Source organism: Pedobacter africanus (genome assembly GCF_040548825.1).
GTDB lineage: Bacteria > Bacteroidota > Bacteroidia > Sphingobacteriales > Sphingobacteriaceae > Pedobacter > Pedobacter africanus_A.
In genome coordinates this window covers 419,820-441,014 of the sequence record NZ_JBEPSL010000005.1, presented here as the reverse complement: position 1 = coordinate 441,014, position 21,195 = coordinate 419,820, and the positions used below count along the sequence as shown (strand labels likewise).

The 21,195-nt window shown below is 47.0% G+C and carries 13 protein-coding genes; 6 read left to right on the top strand and 7 right to left on the bottom strand.

What is annotated here, in order from left to right:
- Window positions 1–7 precede the first annotated feature (7 nt).
- From ABIE26_RS23630 to ABIE26_RS23605, 6 genes are all read left to right on the top strand, one after another.
- On the top strand, window positions 8–3,478 hold the full coding sequence (locus tag ABIE26_RS23630; RefSeq protein WP_310145769.1) for a TonB-dependent receptor: 3,471 nt from the start codon (window positions 8–10) through the stop codon (window positions 3,476–3,478).
- Window positions 3,479–3,491: 13 nt separating this feature from the next.
- Window positions 3,492–4,910, top strand: coding sequence for a RagB/SusD family nutrient uptake outer membrane protein (locus ABIE26_RS23625; RefSeq protein ID WP_310145770.1), 1,419 nt, complete (start codon window positions 3,492–3,494; stop codon window positions 4,908–4,910).
- Between the two features lie 7 nt (window positions 4,911–4,917).
- Window positions 4,918–5,616: a hypothetical protein gene (locus ABIE26_RS23620; RefSeq protein WP_310145773.1), complete on the top strand. Its 699-nt coding sequence runs from the start codon at window positions 4,918–4,920 to the stop codon at window positions 5,614–5,616.
- 10 nt (window positions 5,617–5,626) lie between these two features.
- Window positions 5,627–6,544: a DUF5007 domain-containing protein gene (locus tag ABIE26_RS23615; RefSeq protein ID WP_310145775.1), complete on the top strand. Its 918-nt coding sequence runs from the start codon at window positions 5,627–5,629 to the stop codon at window positions 6,542–6,544.
- Between the two features lie 8 nt (window positions 6,545–6,552).
- Window positions 6,553–8,943, top strand: a complete 2,391-nt coding sequence (locus ABIE26_RS23610) for a hypothetical protein (RefSeq protein ID WP_310145776.1) — start codon at window positions 6,553–6,555, stop codon at window positions 8,941–8,943.
- Window positions 8,944–9,032: 89 nt separating this feature from the next.
- Window positions 9,033–9,974: an EamA family transporter gene (locus tag ABIE26_RS23605; RefSeq protein ID WP_310145778.1), complete on the top strand. Its 942-nt coding sequence runs from the start codon at window positions 9,033–9,035 to the stop codon at window positions 9,972–9,974.
- Here ABIE26_RS23605 and gmd read toward each other — a convergent pair.
- The 7 genes from gmd to ABIE26_RS23570 are packed head-to-tail and all read right to left on the bottom strand — an operon-like array spanning window position 9,958 to window position 21,167.
- Window positions 9,958–11,094 (bottom strand): GDP-mannose 4,6-dehydratase, encoded by a 1,137-nt coding sequence (gene gmd, locus ABIE26_RS23600; protein WP_310145779.1) that lies wholly within the window; start codon window positions 11,092–11,094, stop codon window positions 9,958–9,960. The two genes, ABIE26_RS23605 and gmd, sit on opposite strands and share 17 nt — an antisense overlap.
- Window positions 11,095–11,146: 52 nt before the next feature.
- Window positions 11,147–12,418, bottom strand: coding sequence for a nucleotide sugar dehydrogenase (locus tag ABIE26_RS23595; RefSeq protein WP_310145780.1), 1,272 nt, complete (start codon window positions 12,416–12,418; stop codon window positions 11,147–11,149).
- A 21-nt stretch (window positions 12,419–12,439) separates the two neighbouring features.
- Complete coding sequence (locus tag ABIE26_RS23590; protein ID WP_310145781.1) at window positions 12,440–14,173, bottom strand: hypothetical protein; 1,734 nt, start codon at window positions 14,171–14,173, stop codon at window positions 12,440–12,442.
- A 22-nt stretch (window positions 14,174–14,195) separates the two neighbouring features.
- The gene (locus ABIE26_RS23585) at window positions 14,196–15,491 is read right to left on the bottom strand and encodes an MFS transporter (protein WP_310145782.1); all 1,296 of its coding nucleotides are present in this window, start codon (window positions 15,489–15,491) and stop codon (window positions 14,196–14,198) included.
- Window positions 15,481–16,539, bottom strand: coding sequence for a glycoside hydrolase family 130 protein (locus ABIE26_RS23580; protein WP_310145784.1), 1,059 nt, complete (start codon window positions 16,537–16,539; stop codon window positions 15,481–15,483). Before ABIE26_RS23580 ends, ABIE26_RS23585 begins: the two co-directional genes overlap by 11 nt.
- Before the next feature lie 35 nt (window positions 16,540–16,574).
- Window positions 16,575–18,059 carry a RagB/SusD family nutrient uptake outer membrane protein gene (locus tag ABIE26_RS23575; protein ID WP_310145786.1) on the bottom strand — a complete coding sequence of 495 codons (1,485 nt, stop codon included), beginning with the start codon at window positions 18,057–18,059 and terminating at the stop codon, window positions 16,575–16,577.
- 9 nt (window positions 18,060–18,068) lie between these two features.
- Window positions 18,069–21,167, bottom strand: coding sequence for a SusC/RagA family TonB-linked outer membrane protein (locus ABIE26_RS23570; protein ID WP_310145788.1), 3,099 nt, complete (start codon window positions 21,165–21,167; stop codon window positions 18,069–18,071).
- Window positions 21,168–21,195: the final 28 nt, after the last annotated feature.

Genomic DNA, 21,195 nt, shown 5'->3' with positions numbered 1-21,195 from the left:
AACAAACATGAAAAAAACTTTTACGAATTTTAATTTTCGTCCGGCTTTGCTTGGGCTCCTGCTGGGCCTTGGCATTTCGGGCAGCGGAAATGCACAGCAGCAAAAGCCCCCGCTCAGGGACATCCCCATCTCCTGCGAGATCTCTAACCGCTCTGTTTCGGAACTGCTGAACATGATCCGCTCGAAAACAGGTTTTAGCTTTAGCTACGATTCCAAAGAGGTTGACCTGAGCCAACCCATTTCCCTGAACCTCAAAAACATCAACACCCTTGAGGTACTGAACCAGATTTCCCAGAAAACCAATCTTGAGTTTCAGCGCCTGAACAACACCATTGTTGTGTCTTCCAACAAAGAAAAACAAAAGCTGGAACAGCAGCAAAAAGCCGAAATACTGATATCAGGAACAGTTTCCGATCAGAAAGGCCCATTGCCCGGAGTTTCCGTTTTTGAAAAAGGAACAGGCCGGGGTACCACTACCGATCTGCAAGGAAAATTCAGCCTCAAGGTAAATGAAAATGCCAGCATAACCGTAAAAATGGTAGGGTTCAAGGCCCAGGATTTTATTGCCACAAAAGGCAAAGTGGTAAATATTGTTTTACAGGAAGACAACACCTCATTGGGTGAGGTAGTGGTAATTGGTTACGGCGAGCGCGTTCGCGAGAAAGTAACCGGGGCCATTTCCAGCATCAGCGCAAAAGAAATCGAAAACCTGCCCGCCACCAGTTTCCAGAACATGCTGCAGGGCCGGGTACCTGGTTTAAACGTACTGAACTTTACCGGCGAACCGGGAGCAGGTAGCCTTGCCCTGATCCGCGGTTTAAGCGGTGCATCACGCTCTGGCGGACCGGTAAACATATCGCCTCTTTATGTAATTGACGGGATGCCCTTTTCGCCCGACGATTTTGGCGCCATTCCATCATTAAAGGGAAGGGTGATAAAAACCACCAATACCGACCCCCTGTCGATGATCAACCCCAACGACATCGAATCTATAGACATCCTGAAAGATGCCTCGGCAACGGCCATTTACGGTTCCAGAGGTGCAAACGGCGTAATCATCGTAAAAACCAAACAGGGAAAACTGGGCAAACCTTCCATCACCTTTAACACCAATGTGGGTGTGAGTTCCCCACCGCCATTCCGTTCCAGCCTTGGTGGTAAGCTTGAAAGGGAAACCAGGCTCAGGTACATGAACAAATATGCCGCCGAAGAACCTGATTTTGTACAGATGAACAACCTGGCTTTCCTGACCGACAGCCTGAACTCCTTTTACAACAATGCTTCCGACTGGCAGCAGATGTATTATACCCCTTCGGTTGTGCAGAACTATACCCTGGGCATCAATGGTTCGGTAGCCGATCAGGTAACCTACAGGGCCAACCTGGGTTATTCTGACGAGGGCGGCATCATGAAAAACACCGGCTACGAGCGCTACACGTTAAATACCAATTTCATTTTCAGGCCGGGGAGTAAAATAGACATCAACCTGGATATTGCCGCTACACTTTCCGACAAGAAAAGGGGCAACGGCGCCGACCAAAACGCCATGGGCGTGGGTTCTAACTTTAACACTTCGCTGTACCCGCTGCCTACCTCAGGTGCGCTCGACAATTTCTTTAAGGCTTATACCCTGCTGGACGAAAAGCTGAACAACAGGAATATCCGCTCCAGTCTGGGCCTCACTTACCGCATGCTTAAAGACCTGCGTTTTAACAGCAACATCAGGGTAAATTACGGGATCGACAGCCGCTCTACCTTCAAACCCTCAGACCTGAACACCAATAAGAAACCATCTTTCAACTCGTACGAAGGGACAAATTCATCTTTACTGAACGAGAATATCCTGACCTATTTTAAAACCCTGGCCAAACACAGTGTGGTGCTCGACCTGGGCTTTACGCAGGACTACCTGGTGCGGCAAAACACCACGGCGAATGCTACAGACGGCTTGAGTGATTATGTAAAAGTACTGACAGGTTTCCCGAAAGATAAGGTAACCATGATACAGGATTATACCAAAAGTGCCAGGCTATCGTATTTTGCCCGATTGAACTACGACTACGAGAGCAAGTACCTGTTATCGGCCTCTATGCGCCGCGATGGCTCATCCAGGTTTGGAGAGGCCAATAAATGGGGCAATTTTCCGGCCCTGGCCCTGGCCTGGAACATCCACAAAGAACCTTTTATGAAATCGCTGGACTGGGTTAACTCTGCCAAGCTCAGGTTAAGCTCGGGTACTACCGGCTCGGAATTCTATTTCGATTACCTTACCCAGGGCCTGTACGATATCGGCAATGCCGGCGACATTTACAATGGCGGCACAGTAAGCACCTATAACGGCATCACCACATCCAATCCATGGTACGATAAGGGGCTAACCAACGAAACCCTGACCTGGGAGAAATCCATAGACAAGAACATCGGTTTAGACCTCACCTTTGCCGGCGGTAAATATGGCTTCAACTTCGATTTTTACTGGAAAGAATCCAAAGGAAAACTGTTTGATGTGTTCCTGCCCAATACCTCGGGTTATAAAATGATTTATACCAACGGGCAAAACGTACTGAACTATGGCTATGAGTTTGCAGTATACGCCGATCTGCTGCCCGCTACCAGCAAATTGCGCTGGAGCATCAATGCCAATGCCGCACTGAACAGGAATATCCTGTTGAGCATTGGTACGGATAACCGCGATGTGTACGACCGTTTTTCGGAACGCCTGCTGCGTGTGGGCCGCCCGCTGAACGACTTTTATGTACACCAGACCCTGGGCGTTTATGCTTCTGATGCCGATGTACCGGTAAACCCTAAAACCGGGTTCAGGCTGGCGGGCAGCGACAACCGCTATCCTTTTAAAGGCGGAGATATCATTGTAAGGGATATTGATGGCGATTACCGTGTGGGTTATGAAGTGAACAATACCCGGGGCGAACTGATCAGCGACGATAAGATCTATGGTGGCAACCCTAACCCAACCGTTAATGGTGGCTTCCGATCTGATTTCAGGTATAAACAGTTCAGCCTTTCCGTATTCTTTGTATACTCACTGGGCCGTAAAATCATCAACAGCACGCTGGCCGACAGGATTTCGCCTGCCAAGCTGTTAACGCCAAACAGCATTCCGGATGTACGTGATGTTAATTTCTGGGAAAAACAGGGCGACATTGCCGAATACCCGGCCTATAACCCTTTCAACAAGAACAATTCCTTAAACTACAGCTACAAACAAACCCTATTTGTTGAGGATGGTTCATTTGCCCGCCTTAAAAACATACAGCTGTCGTACGAACTGAGCCAGAACCTGCTGAAACGTACCAGGTTCAGAAGGGTAAATATTTTTGCACAGATGGACAACGTATTCATCATCCAGAAGTTCAGAGGCCCGGATGCCGAAAATGTCGACTTCTCGGGAATAGACAGAGGGGGCTTTTACCCGATACCTAAAAAAATGACCTTCGGCTTTAATGTTCAAATTTAATTTCAATCAGACCATGAACAGATATAAATACTTTATTGCACTGGCATGCCTGATAATGCCTTTGCTATTTACGGGATGTAAAAAAGCCCTGCAGCAGGAGCCAAAAGCATCCAATACCGTTAAAAATGCCTGGAAAAACGAAGCCGATGCCAATGCCGAGCTTGCGGCTGCCTACTCCCTGTTCCGTAGCCCGCTAACTACCCTTTACGGGCATTATGCCTACGGCGATTTCAGGACAGGCGACGTTAGAAACTCTGCTGCCTTTAACCTGGAGCGGAATGACCTGGGTAGTTCTCAGTATGCCGTAGATTACTGGCGCGACTGGTCCAGATTTTATAAAGCCATCGCCCAGTGCAACCTGATACTGGAACGGATTACAGAAATTCCGGAAAGCAGCTTTACAGACCTGCCCAGGCAGCATTACGTTGCTGAAACCCGCTTTGTTCGGGCCTTATCCTATTTTTACCTGGCCAGGATCTGGGGCGATGTACCACTGAATACCCTGGGCATTAACCGGGACCCGCTGAAAAGAAGCGACATGAATGAAGTGCTTGAGTTTGCGCTCCAGGACCTGGATGCCGGTTATGCCGATTTGCCCTGGGCTTATGCTTCTACAACCCTGAGGGCTGTAAGGGCCACCAAGCCTGCTGTGCTTGCCTTAAAAGCACACATTTACATGTGGAAAAAGGAAGAGGCAAAAGCAGAAGCGGCCTGCAAAACACTGATGGACAATGAAGGGCTTTCCAAACTGCAATTGCTGCCCTTCTCCAGAATGGCGGAAGTGATGAAAGGAAAATCGGCCGAAGGCATTTTTGAAGTCAATTTTAACGGCAGCGAGGCCGCCAAATATTCAACCCTGGGCAGTAGTTTTGCCCGGCCGCCTGAAGTTTCTGCCAAACCCGGGGAATATTCTACTATCCCCTCAGCAGTGGCAAATGAACTGTTCCCCCCACAGTCGCCCGACCTGAGGGGACAATGGCTGGCCAACCGCAGCAACTCTGAAGATATTGTACTGAACAAATTCAATATAAAGGCCAGCGACTTTACCCCAACCGCACCCAAATATGAGGCAAACATCAGCCTGTTCCGCTATGCCGACCTGATTTTGCTCCGTGCCGAGGCCCTGGTAAAACTATCGAGGGGTGCCGAGGCCATCCCCCTGCTAAACCGTGTGCGCAGTCGTGCCAATGCTACCCTATACGATGCTGTACTGGAACCCGATCTGGCCTTTGCCATATTACAGGAACGCCGCAAGGAACTGATTGGCGAAGGACATCGCTGGTATGACCTTGTGCGCAACAACAGGGTACCTGCCTACAACATCTACATTACTGATGCAGATGCCAGCATGGGCGCGGTATACTGGCCCGTTTCCGCTGCTGCATTTCAAAACAACCCCTTAATGACACAATCCTTTTACTGGTCTAAATAAGAAACTAATGAAGAAGATAACAATGATTGCCTTTGCCTGCCTGATGCTAAGCTGGGCATCCTGCAAAAAAGGATATTTTGTAGACAGCGGTGTGCACAGTGGAAAGATAAACATGAGCAGTTACGACTTTATGCGCTCCAGGGCCGATATATTTGATACGGTGCTGCTGGCGATAGATAAAGCGGGGTTAAAAGCACAATACCAGCAGGAAGCCGTAACGCTGTTTAGCCCCCAGAACTATTCGATCCGCGTAGCGCTCAGAAATGTAAACAACTATATGAAAACGCCCCTGGTTACCGATCGTACCAAAAAAGTAAGGGATTCACTGGGCTTCCCAAGGGATACCGTAGTGTTCGACGACATTAAACCCGAAATATGGAAACAGATGTTCCAGAGCTATACCCTGAATGCTAAACGCGTTTTAAACTCCTTTAACAACCCCGGTGAAAACCACCAGTCGCTTTCCGGTGAGCAAACCCGGACTTTTATCCGTACCGAGGCCTGGCAGAACGTTCAGGGTGCTGGCGCAAAAAGCCTGGCTTACCAGTTTTTTCGCCAGTCTTTATCCAAAGCAGGAAAAACCGACACCATAGAGGTCCGTGTAATTACTTCCGACCTGCAAACCACCAATGGGGTATTGCACGTGCTGGACAGGCAGCATGAGTTCGGCCTGACCAGCGGACGGGGATTTATTCAAAAAAACTAAACTACGATCAATGAGACATTTCAAAAAAAGATACATCGCTATTTTTGGTATACTGACAGCCTTTTTCTGGATGAATACCAGTTCCTGCTACAAAGGCCCTGAAGGTTACCTGGCCGACAGCGTTTTTTATACCCCAAGGCAGGTAATCGTGGTACCCGGAAAAACACAAACCCTGGCCCCTTCCATCGATGGACAGGGTTCTTCCAAGCCCCTAACCATCAGCATCCAAAGGGTACATGGGGTAGCCGATGGGAAAGATTATACCGGCCAGTTTTTACAGGAGGTAGACGTAACAGAATGGACGGCAGAATTCACCAAAAAAGAGAAAACCATAGCCGAGATCCTTGCCAAACAAAAAGAGGTGAAAAGGGCCCTGCTCGAAATTAACCCCATATCGGGCATCATTACCATCAATGAGGTACGCAATGAGCAAACCCTGCCCGTTGGTGAATTCTGGCTCGACATCAAAATCAAAAACATCGCCGGAGAGTTCATCTCGAAAAAGGCCGTTAAGCTAATTACCAGGGCCTATAAAACCTCTACAGTCACCACGCCTGTAGTAACAGGCGATATTGCCGGAGCCAGTGTAAACATTATACGCAAAGGCGATGGGCACAGCCTGAAAGTGAAGGTACTGGAAAAGGACGGCAGCATTGTACCGCTGGACTCCCTGAGTTCGCCCTTAGGCACCTCCGCAACATTTTCTGCCTTTACCAACTATGGCCTAACCAAGGAAGCAGGTGTTTATACCTATCAGATCCTGTTCCCATGGCCCGCCTTTGGTACGCAGCGCATTTACCTGGAACGTAAAAAACTGGTTAAAGATCCGCTTACGCAGGTGGCAGAAATGAAAAAAATCTATTCCTTTGACTACGGATTCTCTATCATCCCTTCCGGGGAATGGGAAATGACCGTTCAAATGAGATAAAATAACATATGAAGAAAGCAGGCGTCGTTTTTCTGGTCTTACTGGCAAATCTTGCATTTGGCCAGAAGGACGCAAAAAATGGAGAAGAGGTTTTATTAAAGAAATTCGGGAAAGCAGAAGCCGTATACCAGGAGCGCATTTTTTGTCACCTCAACAAACAGGTTTACCTCCCTGGTGAAACCCTATGGATGCAGGCCTATGTTTTAAACGCAAGGGATAAAAGTCCTTCCCTGCTTTCTTCCAATGTTATTGCCGAAATAACAGACAAGACCGGACGCAGCATAGCCCGTAAGCTTTTCTTTGCCGATGGGGGAGCCGCTCCCGGCCAGTTTGAGCTAAAGGGTTTCGCCCCCGGCGATTATTTTGTTAAGGTTTACACCAACTGGATGCGGAACTTTGGCAAGCGCTATTACTTTGTACAGCCCATCAGCATCCTGCCGCTGAAGCCTGCTGTTGATAAACCTGCAATGGCAGCTCCGGCATTTTCGGTACATGCCGAAGGTGGCCGCCTGCTGGCCAACCTGGAGCAAAAGCTGGTTATAATTTCTGAAAGGCCGGAGCAGCACATTATAAGTGGTAAAATCAAAACCAGCTCGGGCAATGAAGTGCACCGTTTTGTTGTAAATCCGGGAGAGATCCCCTCCTTTTATTTTACGCCGGTTTCAGGACAAAGTTATACAGCTGAACTAAGCCTTTCTGACGGAAGGACCCTAAAAACAGCAATCCCTGTGGCCGCAGATGCCGGTATTGGTATAAATGTAAACCCCTACTTCAGGGACAAGATACGTGTTAGCCTGGCTGGCAATACAGCCCAATTGCAGGCACAAGACTACCTCATTTTAGCACATGCTGCCGGCAAACTGCACAAAGCCTTAAAAGTTAAATTATCAGCCCCCCAAACCACAATTGAACTAAACCGGAATGAACTGGCCCCGGGCGTAAATACCCTAACGGTATTTACAGCGCAAGGCCTGCCTGTTACCGAAAGGGCATTTTTTGTCCCCGCCGACACGCGAAAAGGTAAACTTGACATCAGTCTGCTTCCCGCGAAAAACAGGGATAGCCTGCAACTGCAATTCCGGCTTCCACAAAATACAGGTCAGCTCAGGTACTCTCTGTCTGTATTGCCCGCAGCAACGCAGGCCTGGAAAGACCAGCAAAGTTTATACTCCTTTGCTTTTCTGGACGATCAGCTGGCCCCGCATGCTTATGCATCGGCTGCGATGACCTCCAGCGGGGCCTTTTCTGATTTAAACAACATCGATCAGCTGCTGATTGCATTTGGCGGAAGAAAGTTCAATTGGGATTGGGTTGCTGCACTCTCCGAAAATCCTTTCAAATATGAGTTTGAAAGAGGCCTCAGCATTAAAGGGACGCTGGCCGGCCTGCAACAGAAAAAGGACAAAGGACAGGTAGATCTCTACTCAGCCGAAAACCACCTGATGTTAAATTCAAAGGCCGACAGCCTGGGCCGGTTTACTTTTGAACGCCTGTTTCTGCTGGACTCCACAAAGCTGAGCCTGACCGCCGGAAATTCAAAAGGTCGTAATGCGGCTTTAACTGCTACACAGCTATGGAGCGTGGAAGAAGAAAGCCTGCAGAAAAAAGAACTTCCTCCGGCAATTCATCCGGATGGCAGTTTAACGGCGCTTAATTTTGGCGAGCTCATTAGGCCCCTAAAAAATGTGCAGCTTAAAGAAGTGAACATTGTTTCCGCAAAAAAGCCGGCACAAAGATCGGGGATCTATCAGAAAGGTATCAATGACGATAGTTTTGTGATTGATGAAAGCACGGTAAAAAGGTTCAATTCATTGATTGACCTCCTGAGGGGAAAATTCATGCTGGATATTAACGATATGGGCGCAGGCGACATCCAGATAAAAATGCGTGGCGGAATGCTGGGATTGAACGCCGGCGGCAATGTGCAATCACGGAACCCGGTGATTGTGATTGATGGCATGATTGTGAATGACCTGAATTACCTGCGCGACCTGAACATTTTTGACCTGGAGGAAGTGGCCATAAATAAGACCGGCATCAACCTGCTGGGGCCATCGGGCAGCAATGGTGCCATTTTTATCAAAACCAGAACTACACCCATTGATTTTAGCCGGGTTAGCGAATTAGATTCATCCGACAAGACTGTTCAATGGATTGTAGCCCGGGGTTATACAGAAGCCCGAAAGTTCTCAGTTCCGCAATACGGACCGGCAGCCAATTCCATGCCGCATCAAGCCATCCTGCCGGTTTTTTGGGAAACAAGCCAAAGCAGCCTGGAAAGCAATAAAGTGCTATCCTTTAAGTTACCTTTCCCCTGTAAGGACCTCATTCTGATCCTGGAAGGGATTGACCAAAACGGGCTTTTGTACAGCGAAAGAAAAAAAATACAAATCCCCTGATGATTTTAATCCCTGCGTCACAAAAAAATAAAACCCCGATTGTGCAATAGGATTTATTGTATTTTGTCGTTCCCGAAAAATAATAAGTCATGCCCTCACAATTGAACAAAAAAGCCTCCCCTTTGATGGTGATTATTGCCTTCGCCGTAGTCTATATCGTATGGGGTTCTACCTATTTCTTTATCCAGAAAGCCCTGGCGGGATTCCCTCCCTTTATACTGGGTGCTTTCCGCTTTCTGGCGGCTGGCATATTGTTGCTGGGATGGTGTATCCTGAAAGGAGAAAAGGTTATCGATAAAAAGAGCATTAAGCAGGCAGCCATAGCCGGGGTGCTGATGCTGGGCGTAGGGAACGGGCTGGTGATCTGGGTAGAGCAGTCTATCCCCAGCGGCCTGGTGGCTATCCTTGTGTCTTCAGCTGCCATGTGGTTTGTGGTGCTGGATAAGCCCAAATGGGGCGAAAACCTGCGCAGCAAATCTACCATAATGGGGCTTATTGTGGGCTTTATAGGTGTAATTTTACTCTTTGCCGAGCAATTATCGCATACGCTGAGCAACAATCAGGGCAGCACACAAATTATAGGTATTGTACTGTTATTGCTGGCGCCGATTGGCTGGGCCGCAGGATCGTTATATTCAAAATACAATTCAACAGACACTGTTTCTGTGTCGGTTACTACTTCCTGGCAGATGCTGGCTGCCGGACTGGCCTTTATACCGGGGATATTCCTGAACTCAGAAAGCAAAACTTTCAACTGGCAAAATGTATCAACCGATGCCTGGCTGTCTGTAGCTTACCTGGTGATATTCGGCTCTATTGCCGCATTTAGTGCTTATGTATGGTTGTTAAGCGTACGCCCGGCAACACAGGTGAGTACTTACGCCTATGTTAACCCCGTGGTGGCGGTATTGTTGAGTGTATTGTTTACCAGTGAAAGGGTAACTTTCATTCAGATCATAGGCCTGGTAGTTATCCTGGCCAGTGTATTGCTCATTAACCTGGCCAAATACAGGGCTACTCGAAATAATTAAGGGTTTTATATCCGCCCTGCTTCAGGTACTCATCTTTTTTCATGAGGTGCAGGTCTGACTGGATCATGTCTTTCACCAGGCCTGGCAGGTCGTATTTTGGCTTCCAGCCCAGCTTGGTATTGGCCTTGGTAGGATCGCCCAGCAACAGGTCTACCTCTGTAGGGCGGTAGTATTTCTCGTCTACCTGTACTACTATTGTACCCGGTTTCAGGTAAGTATCATTTAAGCCCAGCCTGGCCACAGCCTCCTGGTCTACATCAATGATCACCCCACGCTCGTACTGGTCTTTGCCGCTAAACTCTACTTCTATACCCAGCTCTGCAAAGCTCATCTTTACAAAATCCCTTACGGTAGTAGTAACGCCTGTAGCAATCACAAAGTCTTCAGGTTTTTCCTGCTGAAGGATCAGCCACATGGCCTCAATATAATCTTTGGCATGGCCCCAGTCGCGCTGTGCCGAAAGGTTACCCAGGTACAGGCAGTTTTGCAGGCCCAGTGCAATTTTGCAGGCCGCACGCGTAATTTTACGGGTAACAAAGGTCTCGCCCCTAAGCGGGCTTTCGTGGTTAAACAAAATGCCGTTGCAGGCGTACATGTTATAAGCTTCACGGTAGTTTACAGTGATCCAATAGGCATACATTTTGGCCGCAGCATAAGGCGAACGCGGATAAAACGGTGTGGTTTCGCTTTGCGGAACAGCCTGTACCAATCCATAAAGCTCGGATGTGGAAGCCTGATAAACCTTGGTTTTAGCCTCAAGACCTAAAATCCGGATGGCCTCCAGCAGCCTCAAAGTACCTATTCCATCGGCATTGGCCGTATATTCGGGCATTTCAAAACTAACATGCACATGGCTCATGGCCGCAAGGTTATAAATTTCGTCTGGCTGTATTTCCTGTATGATGCGGATCAGGTTGGTAGAATCGGTAAGGTCTCCGTAGTGCAGCTTAAATTTTGCGCCTTCTTCGTGCTGGTCGTGGTACAGGTGATCTATACGATCGGTATTGAATGATGAAGCCCGTCTTTTTAATCCATGTACAAAATATCCCTTTTTAAGCAAAAACTCAGCTAAATATGCTCCATCCTGTCCTGTAACACCGGTTATTAACGCAACTTTCATCAATTCTAATTTTCTTAATTAAGCTGTAAACATACGGAATTTTTAATTTTTCTTACAGCCTCGCATCCGCAAACCTGCGGTCTATAAAGGATTTGGTATCAAAAATGATGGCACCGTTTGCTTTATATTGCGCATAATCCAGCTCCAGGAATTCATTGTGCGCAACCGCAATTACAATGGCCTTGTAATCAAAGCCTGTTAAGTCTGGTTTAAGGGTAATCCCATATTCCAGGGCAACCTCATCTGCATTTGCCCATGGATCATAAACCTCAACCTGCATCCCAAACTGCTGCAGCTCGGTATAAATGTCAATCACCCTGGTATTTCTGATGTCGGGGCAGTTCTCTTTGAAGGCAAAGCCCAGGATAAGCGCTTTCTCGCCCTTTACAGCAGACCCATTGGCGATCATCAGTTTCACTACCTTACTGGCCACAAAAACACCCATATTTTCATTTACCCTACGGCCTGAAAGAATTACCTGTGGGGTATACCCCAGGGCATTTGATTTATGGGCCAGGTAATAGGGGTCTACACCGATGCAATGCCCACCAACCAGGCCTGGTTTGTATTTCAAAAAGTTCCACTTCGTGCCGGCAGCAGCAATCACATCTGCAGTATCAATATCCAGTTTATCAAATATCAGGGCCAGTTCATTTACAAAAGAAATGTTAACATCGCGCTGTGCGTTTTCTATAGCCTTTGATGCTTCTGCCACTTTGATGCTGGGTGCTTTATGGGTACCTGCGGTGATGATGCTACCATACAAGCTGTCTATCCAATCGGCCACTTCGGGTGTTGAACCTGAGGTAACTTTAATGATTCTGGTAAGCGTATTGACCTTGTCGCCAGGGTTGATCCGCTCGGGGGAATAGCCGCAGTAAAAATCTGCATTGTATTTCAGTCCGGAGTATTTTTCGAGCACAGGCACACAATCTTCCTCGGTACAGCCCGGGTAAACGGTTGATTCGTAAATCACGATGTCCCCTTTGGATAAAAAGGCAGCCAGCATTTCAGAAGCTTTTAGCAAAGGCTTGAGGTCTGGTGCCTTAAACTGGTCTATCGGTGTGGGCACCGTAACAATATATACATTACAATCGGCCAGTGCATGCTGGTCTGAAGAAAGCCTGAGCCCCTGGTCCAACACTTTCTGCAATGCATTCAGATCGGCTTCTTTGGTCCGGTCTTTACAGGCTTTAAGCTCTTCTACCCTTGCCTGGTCAATATCGAAACCCAGCACCTGGTACTGCTTTGCAAATTCAATAGCCAGAGGAAGGCCTACATAACCCAGACCTATAATTGCAATATTTGGCTTGTTTGCTGACATGCAGGCAAACATACGGAATAATTACTTTTTATACTGATAATCTACAACTACGCCGCCTACAGACAACTGCCCATTTTTTGCAACGGCCTTAGCCCCCGCCGGCACACACACCAGTACTACCGATCCGGATGCAGGCACAGCAACCCTTGTAGTGGCGCTCACGTTACGGGCAATAAAACGTTGTGAAACCAGGTCATAAACATCCGATTTTTTGCCTTTACCGGCAGTTGGCCTGAAGCCGATTGTTTTAACAGCGCCATAAGGGTTATAAAACAAATAGGTTGGATATGATTTTTGAGCATAGAAATCTGTAGCGCCTAAATTGAGGCCAAGCAGGCCTTTTACTTCAGTTTCTTTTACAATACCGCCAAAGATACCCACATGGGCACTGCCATACACACTAAACTGCGATACCTCCGGATTTTTGCCGGGTACCCATTTCGGGCCATCGCCCTGCGCAACCGGGGCCTTTAAAGACTGATAAAGTGTATCAAATGTAGAGGCCTTAGCAAAACCCTCGTAGGCAATTACGCCCTTTGTAACCTGGGCCAGCTCTGGTATGGTCTGATGGGCCGGGGGCATATATTGCGGGTAAAATAACCTGGAGGCGTTTACTGCATTCAGCATCCATTTGCCGATGGCATTGGCATATTGCGGCTGGTACTTTACCATAGGTACAAGTGGCCATGCCGCATCAAAGGTATTCATTAAAAAGGCATAACCTCCGTGGTCAACCGTGCTGCCTACAGTCCCCGAAATGTCAAAGCCATTCCATTTGCCCACCAAAAAACCCCAGCCTTCGCGGCAAACGGCAGTTCCGTCAAAAGTCCAGTCCAGCATTTTGGCCGTATTAAAAGTAGTTCCCTGCTCTGCATTCATGCGGGCAGCCAGGTAAGCCCCAAAAGGCATCAGCAACTCGTAGGTAGGGTTTACCGGTTGATTTTCAAGGGCCTTCATTGCACTTATTGCCCCTTTAAGGTAACGTGGGTCACCAAATTTCTTATAAGCGGCATACAGTACATAAGCATGGCCCGCCGCTGCATCTGGCTGTGCACAGATCTGGTTGGTCATGGGTTTCATTTTCCCGTAATCAAAGTATGAATAGTGGTAATTGCCGTTCAGGATAGAATCTGCCTTGAAAAACTTTTCAGCAATACTCCTGGCCATCTGCTCAAAACCAGGTTCGGCCGGGTACTGGTTATAAATGGCATAAAAAAGCACGTTAGGGTATACATCGTACCACCAATCCCGGCCATAGCCCCCGCCCAGCAGGGCAACCTCGGGGGCAGTATTGTTCATCATGATGTCCCAGCCGGTGTCTTTATTAAAGTAATTTTTCAGCATCCCCACATAATTCCGGCCCTGTTGCCGGCTTTTATCTAAGCCTACCAGTGTGGCGCCCAATACAGAACCCATATTGGCCAGGGCTTCATGAAACATGCCTTTATTGTACTGCAGGCCCTGCCGCACATCGCCAATGGCCGTATACATCCCCACAACAGGCTGGTTAAAATTTTTGCCTGTACTGTCTATCCACACCATAGGCCAGTACTTGCCCTTTGCATTAAAATCGTATACGGTACGGTCAAAATTAAGGGCCATGGCCTTCCAGTCTATAATTTGTAAGGGCTGGGGCAGGTTGGCCATCTTGTTTACGCGTTCAATAGCAACCTGTTTAACCTGTGCAAAGCTAAGTGTAACTATAAAAAGGAGCAGGAGTGTAAATGGTGCAAACAGCTTAAATTTCATGTTCATTGGGTGGTTCTAAATATATCAATTAAACTACAGACTGGGCAGGATTTGCGGTTTCGGCAAGGCTCCGTTCATCAAGTTCCAGTTCCTGGTTCATAATTTTTCCTTTTTTAATGATGCCCTTTGCCACCCAGTAAGAACTGAGCTGCAATACGGCCACAATAATGATGGCGTACCTTAATGCAATTTCATTGGAAAAGCTATATGCAAGCAGCAAAAAGGTGCCTGCCCCGGTTAACCTGCCTATATACAGGCCGGCTTCGTGGTTAAGGATATAGGCAAATTCGCTCCGTTTCTCTTTTTTGGTAAGGATATCAATTACACTGAACTGTATAGGAAAATAAGCCAGGTCTAGTAAAGGTTTGGCCAGCAGCAGGAACAGCATGAACAGGATTACGCCGGTTTCGTTAAACAGGATGCCGTTAATAAGGGCAGCAATGGTAAACAGCACCAAACCTATACCAAATACATAAACCCGGTGTTGCGGGCCGGTTTTGCGGCCAATAATATACATCAGCACGGCAGCAAATACAGCGCCTACCGATTGTGCCGTGCCCAGTGCACCTTCTTTACCCAGCAAAAGCATAATGAGCATAGCCGGTGCGGTAACCAGAAAACCCTGTACCAGGCCTTTAAGCACCGCCAGAAACATGAGCCTGTACCAATAAGGGTTAAACTTAAAATAGATGAACCGCTTGCTAATGGGGTTTACGAATTTACCGGTAAAACACATAACAGAGGCGGCAAGGGTAATTACAAACACAATACCGGTAACTATTTTATAGGCCAGCTTGGCATCGCCCGTACCGGCAAGCCCTTCAATGAACCAGCCAATCATTACCGGTATAACCACGGCAATGATCGTATAAAAAAAAGTTTCCAGGCCATAATAATAATTGCGGTTCCCATCGTTGGTGGTGGCCAGGGCCAGGAAATCACGGTTGGCCCAGTAAAAGCCAAACGACATCCCCATTACAATACCGGCAATGCCGATGCCGGTAATATCGAGCGTGGTTAATGACATCATGATCATCATGGAAACGGCGCTAAGCACCATGCCAAGGGAATACAGCACTTTAATGGGAAAGCGGTTTAACAGCCAGCCATTGATTAGAAAAGTTAATGGGATACCGGTATAAATGGTAAGCTGGTACACCACCACCTTTACCGGGTCGTTGGAACTCCGCATCACGTAGGCGGCCACAAAAATATCTATTACCGGCAATACAATGCTGTAGATAAGATTGGTTAAGGTAAGTACTTTAAAGTTGTGCGACTGGGCCTTAAAATGCGCAATTTCAGATTTTAATTTATTGATCATGTTGGTAGGTTAAGGAATCCAGGATTTCAGCTATGGAAAATTTAGCCCCGCAAACAAACTCATCTGCAGCTCCATAATAAACAGTTAGTTCATCTCCGTTGGTTACATGGCCATTGGTAAACACCACATGGCCAAAAAAACCACTGAGCTCGTATTCTTCCAGCGGCCTCATGATGGGCTCTTCCGATCTGGCCAGTACAATGCCAGGGTCATTCAGATCCATCAGAAATGCCCCCAGGCAATACTGATGTGCGGTATTGGCACCATGATAAATTTCCAGCCAGCCTTTTTCTGTCTTTATAGGGGCAGCGCCCGCACCAACCCTTGCACTGTCCCAGCTGTTCCTGCGGGTGGTAATGATACACCTGTGCCTGCCCCAATGTATGCCATCAGGCGATTCGGCGATCCAGATGTAATTGCCCCCAATATCTACACTGCTTGGCCGGTGCAGGGCATAAAACTTTCCATTGATCTTTTCTTCAAAAATGGCGCAGTCTTTATTGTGCGGCGGAATGATCATCCCCTCTTGCTTAAAATGTTTCCAGTCTGTTGTGGTACGCAAGCCCACGCCCACGCCCAGCGCTGATACGGCCGTATAGGTTAGGTGGTAAACCCCATCAAGAAAAGTTACCCGGCAGTCTTCAATACCGAAAGCCTCCTGCAAAGTTTGCCCCTGTAAATATGGATAACCTTCCGGCTCATAAAACCGGATGCCATCGCTGCTGCAAAGCAGCCTGAGGTGAGACAGTGTGGTTAAATAATCTTTGTCTTTATAATGGATTACCCGCGGATCATCGGCGTTGAGCTCAGGATCACTGGCCGAAATTTCAATGATCTCTATGCCATCGCCTTTCAGCACCGGGAAGGAGATAACGCCCGGCTGCTGTTGTGGCCGCTCGGCCACCCGAACAAGGAGCCAGGTTTTACCTTCAAACGTAAAAACGCCGGGGTTGAGCAGGCAGGTAATTTCCAGTCCCTGCCTGCTTGGTTTTAAATCTTTTGGTGATAACAATGGGTTTTGTACAAATCTCTGTGCCAGGTCTTTCATATCAGCTGTTTTAAATTCAATGGATTAACAGTTAGCTAATAATCCTGGTTTTGGGTGATGACACCATTGGTTTTGCTCACTTCGCCCTGAGGGATTGGATACAGGTAACTTCTGTCCTGAAAATTTTTGCCTTGTGCCGTTAACACCGCCTTGGCTGTTTTCCAGCGCTTTAAATCGAGGAAACGCTCACCTTCCAAACCAAGTTCTACTCTCCGCTCCTGCATTAGCCAGGTTTTTACCTGCGCTTTATCTGTGCTGGCCGGACGGTTAGGAAGTGTTCCGGCCGGAACCGGTGTACCTGTAATGGTTGGCGTTGTTCTGGCCCTTGTCCTTACGGCATTGATAATGGCAATGGCGCCCGGCTGGTCATTGGTTTCATTTAAAGCCTCTGCTTTCCACAACAGCACATCTGCATAACGGATATAGATCTTGTTATTCGGGGCATCGTCATTCCCCTTGTTTGCACCGGTCTTCTCGCCCAGCAGTTTATAGATCCTTTGGTTCGGCACATCAACAGTATAACCCAATCTTGGGTCGTTTGCCTCAAAAGCGGCAATAAAATTTGCTGTTGGTGCAAAAAAGCCCCAGCCCAGGGGGGCACAATAACCATTTCCGTTGCCAGGTGTTTGCCCGGAAGTATGGTTATACGCAAAAATTACCTCGTTGTCTGCAAACTCCTTGGTTTGATCAAAGCTGTCGAAATAATTCGCATTGAGGCTGTAAAAGTTTAAGGTCTGCAATTCATTAACCAGGGTAATTACCTCTGCATACCTTTCATTAAACAGGGCTACTTTAGCTTGTAAAGCAATCACTGCGCCTTGAGAAACCCTCCATTTATCTGTGCCATCAGAAAATTTGCCAGCTGGCAGACTGCCTTTTGCGGCAGCAAGATCTGCAGAGATCTGTGCCCATACCTGTGCTTTGGGAGCCCTTACGGCAACTTCATAAGCCTCATTAAAACTGGTTAATGGCTTTAATACCATAGGCACATCCCCAAAATTATTAACAAGGTCAAAGTAATAGTAAGCCCTTAAAAAATAGGCTTCTCCCAATAAACGGCTTCTTAAGGCTGCATTGATACCGGTTTTGGCAACAAGTGCATCGTCTGTTAAATAATATAAAGCTCTGTTTGCCCTGGCTATGCCTTCGTAATCGTAGCTCCATATCCCATTAAAAGCCTGATTGGAGCTGGTGAAGCTAAAATTATCTACATCATCCATCCAGGCCTGGTCTCCATCTGAAGTCCATTTTTTCATGGCATCATCAGAGGCAATGTCCTGAACAATAAAATCATTCCTAAAAACCACCCCATTGTCCCAATTCCAGCTACCTAAAAGGTTCAGGGTGTTGGACAGCATTTTATAAGATGAATTTACCGAAGAAAGAATGGTATTTGCCGTAGGGTCTGTACTCACCTGCTCTGGAGTAATTAATCCTATCGGATCTTTATAAAGTTCCTTTTTGCAACCTGCAGCCATAATTATCAGTGCAGTTACAAATGATATATATATCGTTTTCATATGATTTTATTAGAAGTTTACATTTACACCGAACAAAAATGCTTTGGATTGGGGATAGGTTCCGAAATCCTGCGCATCTACCGTTTCAGGGTCTAAACCACTGTATTTGGTACGGGTATACAGGTTTTGCCCGGAAACATACAGCCTGATGTTTTGTACGCCGATATTCATTTTTTTAACAATCGGGCCAAAGGAATAACCCAGTTCAATGTTTTTAACCCGGAAATAGGAGGCATTTTCTACAAACACACTAGACACTTTATCTCCGCCATTTTTTCCCAGGGTTAAACGCGGAACGGTATTGGAAGTCCCCTCTCCATGCCAGCTTTGGAGCACAGCAGTCGTATGGTTAAAAGGCCTGCTGTCGTAATCAATAATCTGTTTCAGCTGGTTATATTTATCTATACCCTCAACCCCCTGTAACAGGACAGACAGATCAAATCCTTTGTATGAGCCGGAAAAAGTTAAGCCATAAGTGAGATCCGGGATGTTACTGCCAATAAATTGCTTATCGTTGTCATTGATCACACCGTTTCCATCCAGGTCTGCGAATTTAATATCGCCTGGCTTTTCGGTATAACCTGGTGTGCCGTGTAAGTAACTGGCAACTTCAGCTGCATTTTGATAGATGCCAATCATTTTGTATCCATAAAATGAGTTTAACGACTCGCCCACTACCGTTCTGAACGGGCTTTGCAGGCTTCCTAACAAAGAGAGGTTGGGATGCAGTTTGGTTACCTTGTTTTTTAGGGTTGCAATGTTACCATTGATGCTATATTTAAACTCATGCTGTTGATTGGTATACGTTAAGCCGAGTTCAAATCCTTTGTTCTGTACTTCGCCTGCGTTAACATTTGTAGGTTTTACATCTCCAACCAGTGATGGGAGCTGTAAGGGAAGTAAAATTCCGGAGGTAACTTTATGAAAGTAATCTGCAGAGAGGTACAGACTGTTTTTGATCAGGCCTAAATCCAGTCCGATATTGGTTTGCGTGGTAGTTTCCCATTTCAGGTCCGGATTACCATAACGGTCTGTCTTATATTCTTCTCCATCTTTGCGGATCAGCGTTAAATAAGTATAGTCACCAATTTCCTGGTTACCCAGCTGCCCGTAACTGGCCCTCAATTTTAAATCTGAGATCCATTCTGCATTTTTCATGAAGTTCTCCTGAGATATTTTCCATCCCACGGATACCGAGGGGAAATAGCCCCATTTGTGATTTTCTCCGAACCTGGACGAGGCATCTGCCCTTAAATTACCGGTAACAAAATACCTGTTGCCATAAGAATAGGTAGCCGAGCCAAACAACGAGAACAAGGAACTTTCTGCTCCTGAACCACCATTGTACAGGTCTCTGCTGGTACCGCCAAAATCTATATACTGAAAGGTATCCATGGTATAGTCGTACCTGCGCCTGGAAGCTGAAATGGCATCAGATTTATTACTGATGTATTCAGAACCGATCAATGCACTTACCTGATGTTGGTTTATTGTTTTGTCGTAAGCCAGGGTATTGTTCCAGGTAAAATTTGTCTGCTGTCCACGTTCCTCGTTTAAACCGTTTGGCCGGTTCTGTCTGCCAGCCCCGGGATCAATAAAATTTCCGGAATCATCTTTTGCGCCTTGCCCGTCATCGTCGCCAAAATTTTTGAGAAATTGCTTGTTGTGACGGAACATCAGGTCTACACCAAGGTTTGTACGGAATTTTAAAGACTGATCTGCCAGTAGTGCGTATTCTCCGTATACATTTCCAAAAGTGCGGAAGCTGTTGCGCTTGTCATTACTGAAATAGGCGAGGGCGATCGGGTTCTGGCTCAATTCAAAATTCTTGTCCCAGCCGGTTACCTGGTTATTATTCAGGTAAAAAGGCAAATCGGTAAAAGGATCGTCGGCAGACCATGTAGGGTCTGAAGGGTCTTTATAGACACCCAATACCGGCGGCCGTAAAAAGGCATGACGGATGATACCCGGGGCGTCTCCCTTTGAAGAAAGCGCATCCTGGCTTTCATTGGAGATCTGAAAATTGGTTCCCAGTTTAAAGCGGTCTGTAACGTTGGCATTTATGTTTGCCCTAAAGTTAATCCGCTTATATTCATCGTTGTTATAGACCACAATGCCATTCTGCTTGTAAAAGCCCCCGGCCAGCAAATACTGTACTTTTTCAGATCCGCCGCTAACAGACAATTGTCCGCCCTGCGAATGTCCGTTCTCGAACAGCTCGTTAAGCCAGTCTGTATTGGCCAGGTTTGTTCTTGACTTTGCCGTAGTATATGGGTTGGTGCCCGTATTTCCGGCATTAACCCAGGCTTCTTCCTGCTTATTTAAGTACTGCGTGGCATTGAGCATCTGCGGCAAATTGGTAGCTTTCTGGATTCCATTAAAATAATTAAAGTCAATCCTGGATTTTCCGGCAACGCCCTGATTTGTGGTAATGACCACCACCCCTGCGGAGGCCCTTGATCCATATATGGCTGCTGCAGATGCATCTTTAAGCACCGTCATCGACTTGATATCTGAAGGGTTCAGGAATGATATGTCTTTGGAAGGTACGCCATCAACAATAAACAGCGGACTGTTGTTACCTATAGTACCCTCTCCACGAATCCGGATATTAATCGGATCGCCAGGTGCCCCTGTACTCTGGGTTACCTGAACTCCTGCCACCTGGCCCTGTAAAACCTGGGCTACATCCGGTACCCGGCGTTTATCGGCCTCGGCCATGTTAACGGTTCCTATGGCACCGGTAAGGGAAGATTTCTTTTGACTGGTGTAGCCGACTACCACAACCTCATCCAGATCGGAAGCGCTGGGCTTCATGCCGGCATTCAATACCGCATTACCGGTATAGGGCACCGTTACAGGAGTGTAGCCCACATAGCTAAACACCAGCGCTTTTCCGCCCGCCGCTTCGAGCGTAATGACATAAGCACCGTTAACATCGGTAGCGGTTTTATTCTGCGTATTGAGCTGCTGGACAATAACTCCTGGTAAAGGCTGGTTGTTTTCATCCGTAACCTTTCCGCTTAGTTTTACCTGGGCCAGAACCGTAAATCCTGACAGTACCATTAAAAGTACCAGACCCAGAGAGAAGTGTAGATTTCTTTTCATCTGTGATATATTTGGTTAAATCAAATTT

What these genes read in the sequence shown, in the direction of transcription:
- ABIE26_RS23630 (WP_310145769.1), top strand. Translation starts at nt 8, where the DNA reads ATGAAAAAAACTTTTACGAATTTTAATTTTCGTCCGGCTTTGCTTGGG.
- ABIE26_RS23625 (WP_310145770.1), top strand. Translation starts at nt 3,492, where the DNA reads ATGAACAGATATAAATACTTTATTGCACTGGCATGCCTGATAATGCCT.
- ABIE26_RS23620 (WP_310145773.1), top strand. Translation starts at nt 4,918, where the DNA reads ATGAAGAAGATAACAATGATTGCCTTTGCCTGCCTGATGCTAAGCTGG.
- ABIE26_RS23615 (WP_310145775.1), top strand. Translation starts at nt 5,627, where the DNA reads ATGAGACATTTCAAAAAAAGATACATCGCTATTTTTGGTATACTGACA.
- ABIE26_RS23610 (WP_310145776.1), top strand. Translation starts at nt 6,553, where the DNA reads ATGAAGAAAGCAGGCGTCGTTTTTCTGGTCTTACTGGCAAATCTTGCA.
- ABIE26_RS23605 (WP_310145778.1), top strand. Translation starts at nt 9,033, where the DNA reads ATGCCCTCACAATTGAACAAAAAAGCCTCCCCTTTGATGGTGATTATT.
- gmd (WP_310145779.1), bottom strand. Translation starts at nt 11,094, where the DNA reads ATGAAAGTTGCGTTAATAACCGGTGTTACAGGACAGGATGGAGCATAT.
- ABIE26_RS23595 (WP_310145780.1), bottom strand. Translation starts at nt 12,418, where the DNA reads ATGTCAGCAAACAAGCCAAATATTGCAATTATAGGTCTGGGTTATGTA.
- ABIE26_RS23590 (WP_310145781.1), bottom strand. Translation starts at nt 14,173, where the DNA reads ATGAACATGAAATTTAAGCTGTTTGCACCATTTACACTCCTGCTCCTT.
- ABIE26_RS23585 (WP_310145782.1), bottom strand. Translation starts at nt 15,491, where the DNA reads ATGATCAATAAATTAAAATCTGAAATTGCGCATTTTAAGGCCCAGTCG.
- ABIE26_RS23580 (WP_310145784.1), bottom strand. Translation starts at nt 16,539, where the DNA reads ATGAAAGACCTGGCACAGAGATTTGTACAAAACCCATTGTTATCACCA.
- ABIE26_RS23575 (WP_310145786.1), bottom strand. Translation starts at nt 18,059, where the DNA reads ATGAAAACGATATATATATCATTTGTAACTGCACTGATAATTATGGCT.
- ABIE26_RS23570 (WP_310145788.1), bottom strand. Translation starts at nt 21,167, where the DNA reads ATGAAAAGAAATCTACACTTCTCTCTGGGTCTGGTACTTTTAATGGTA.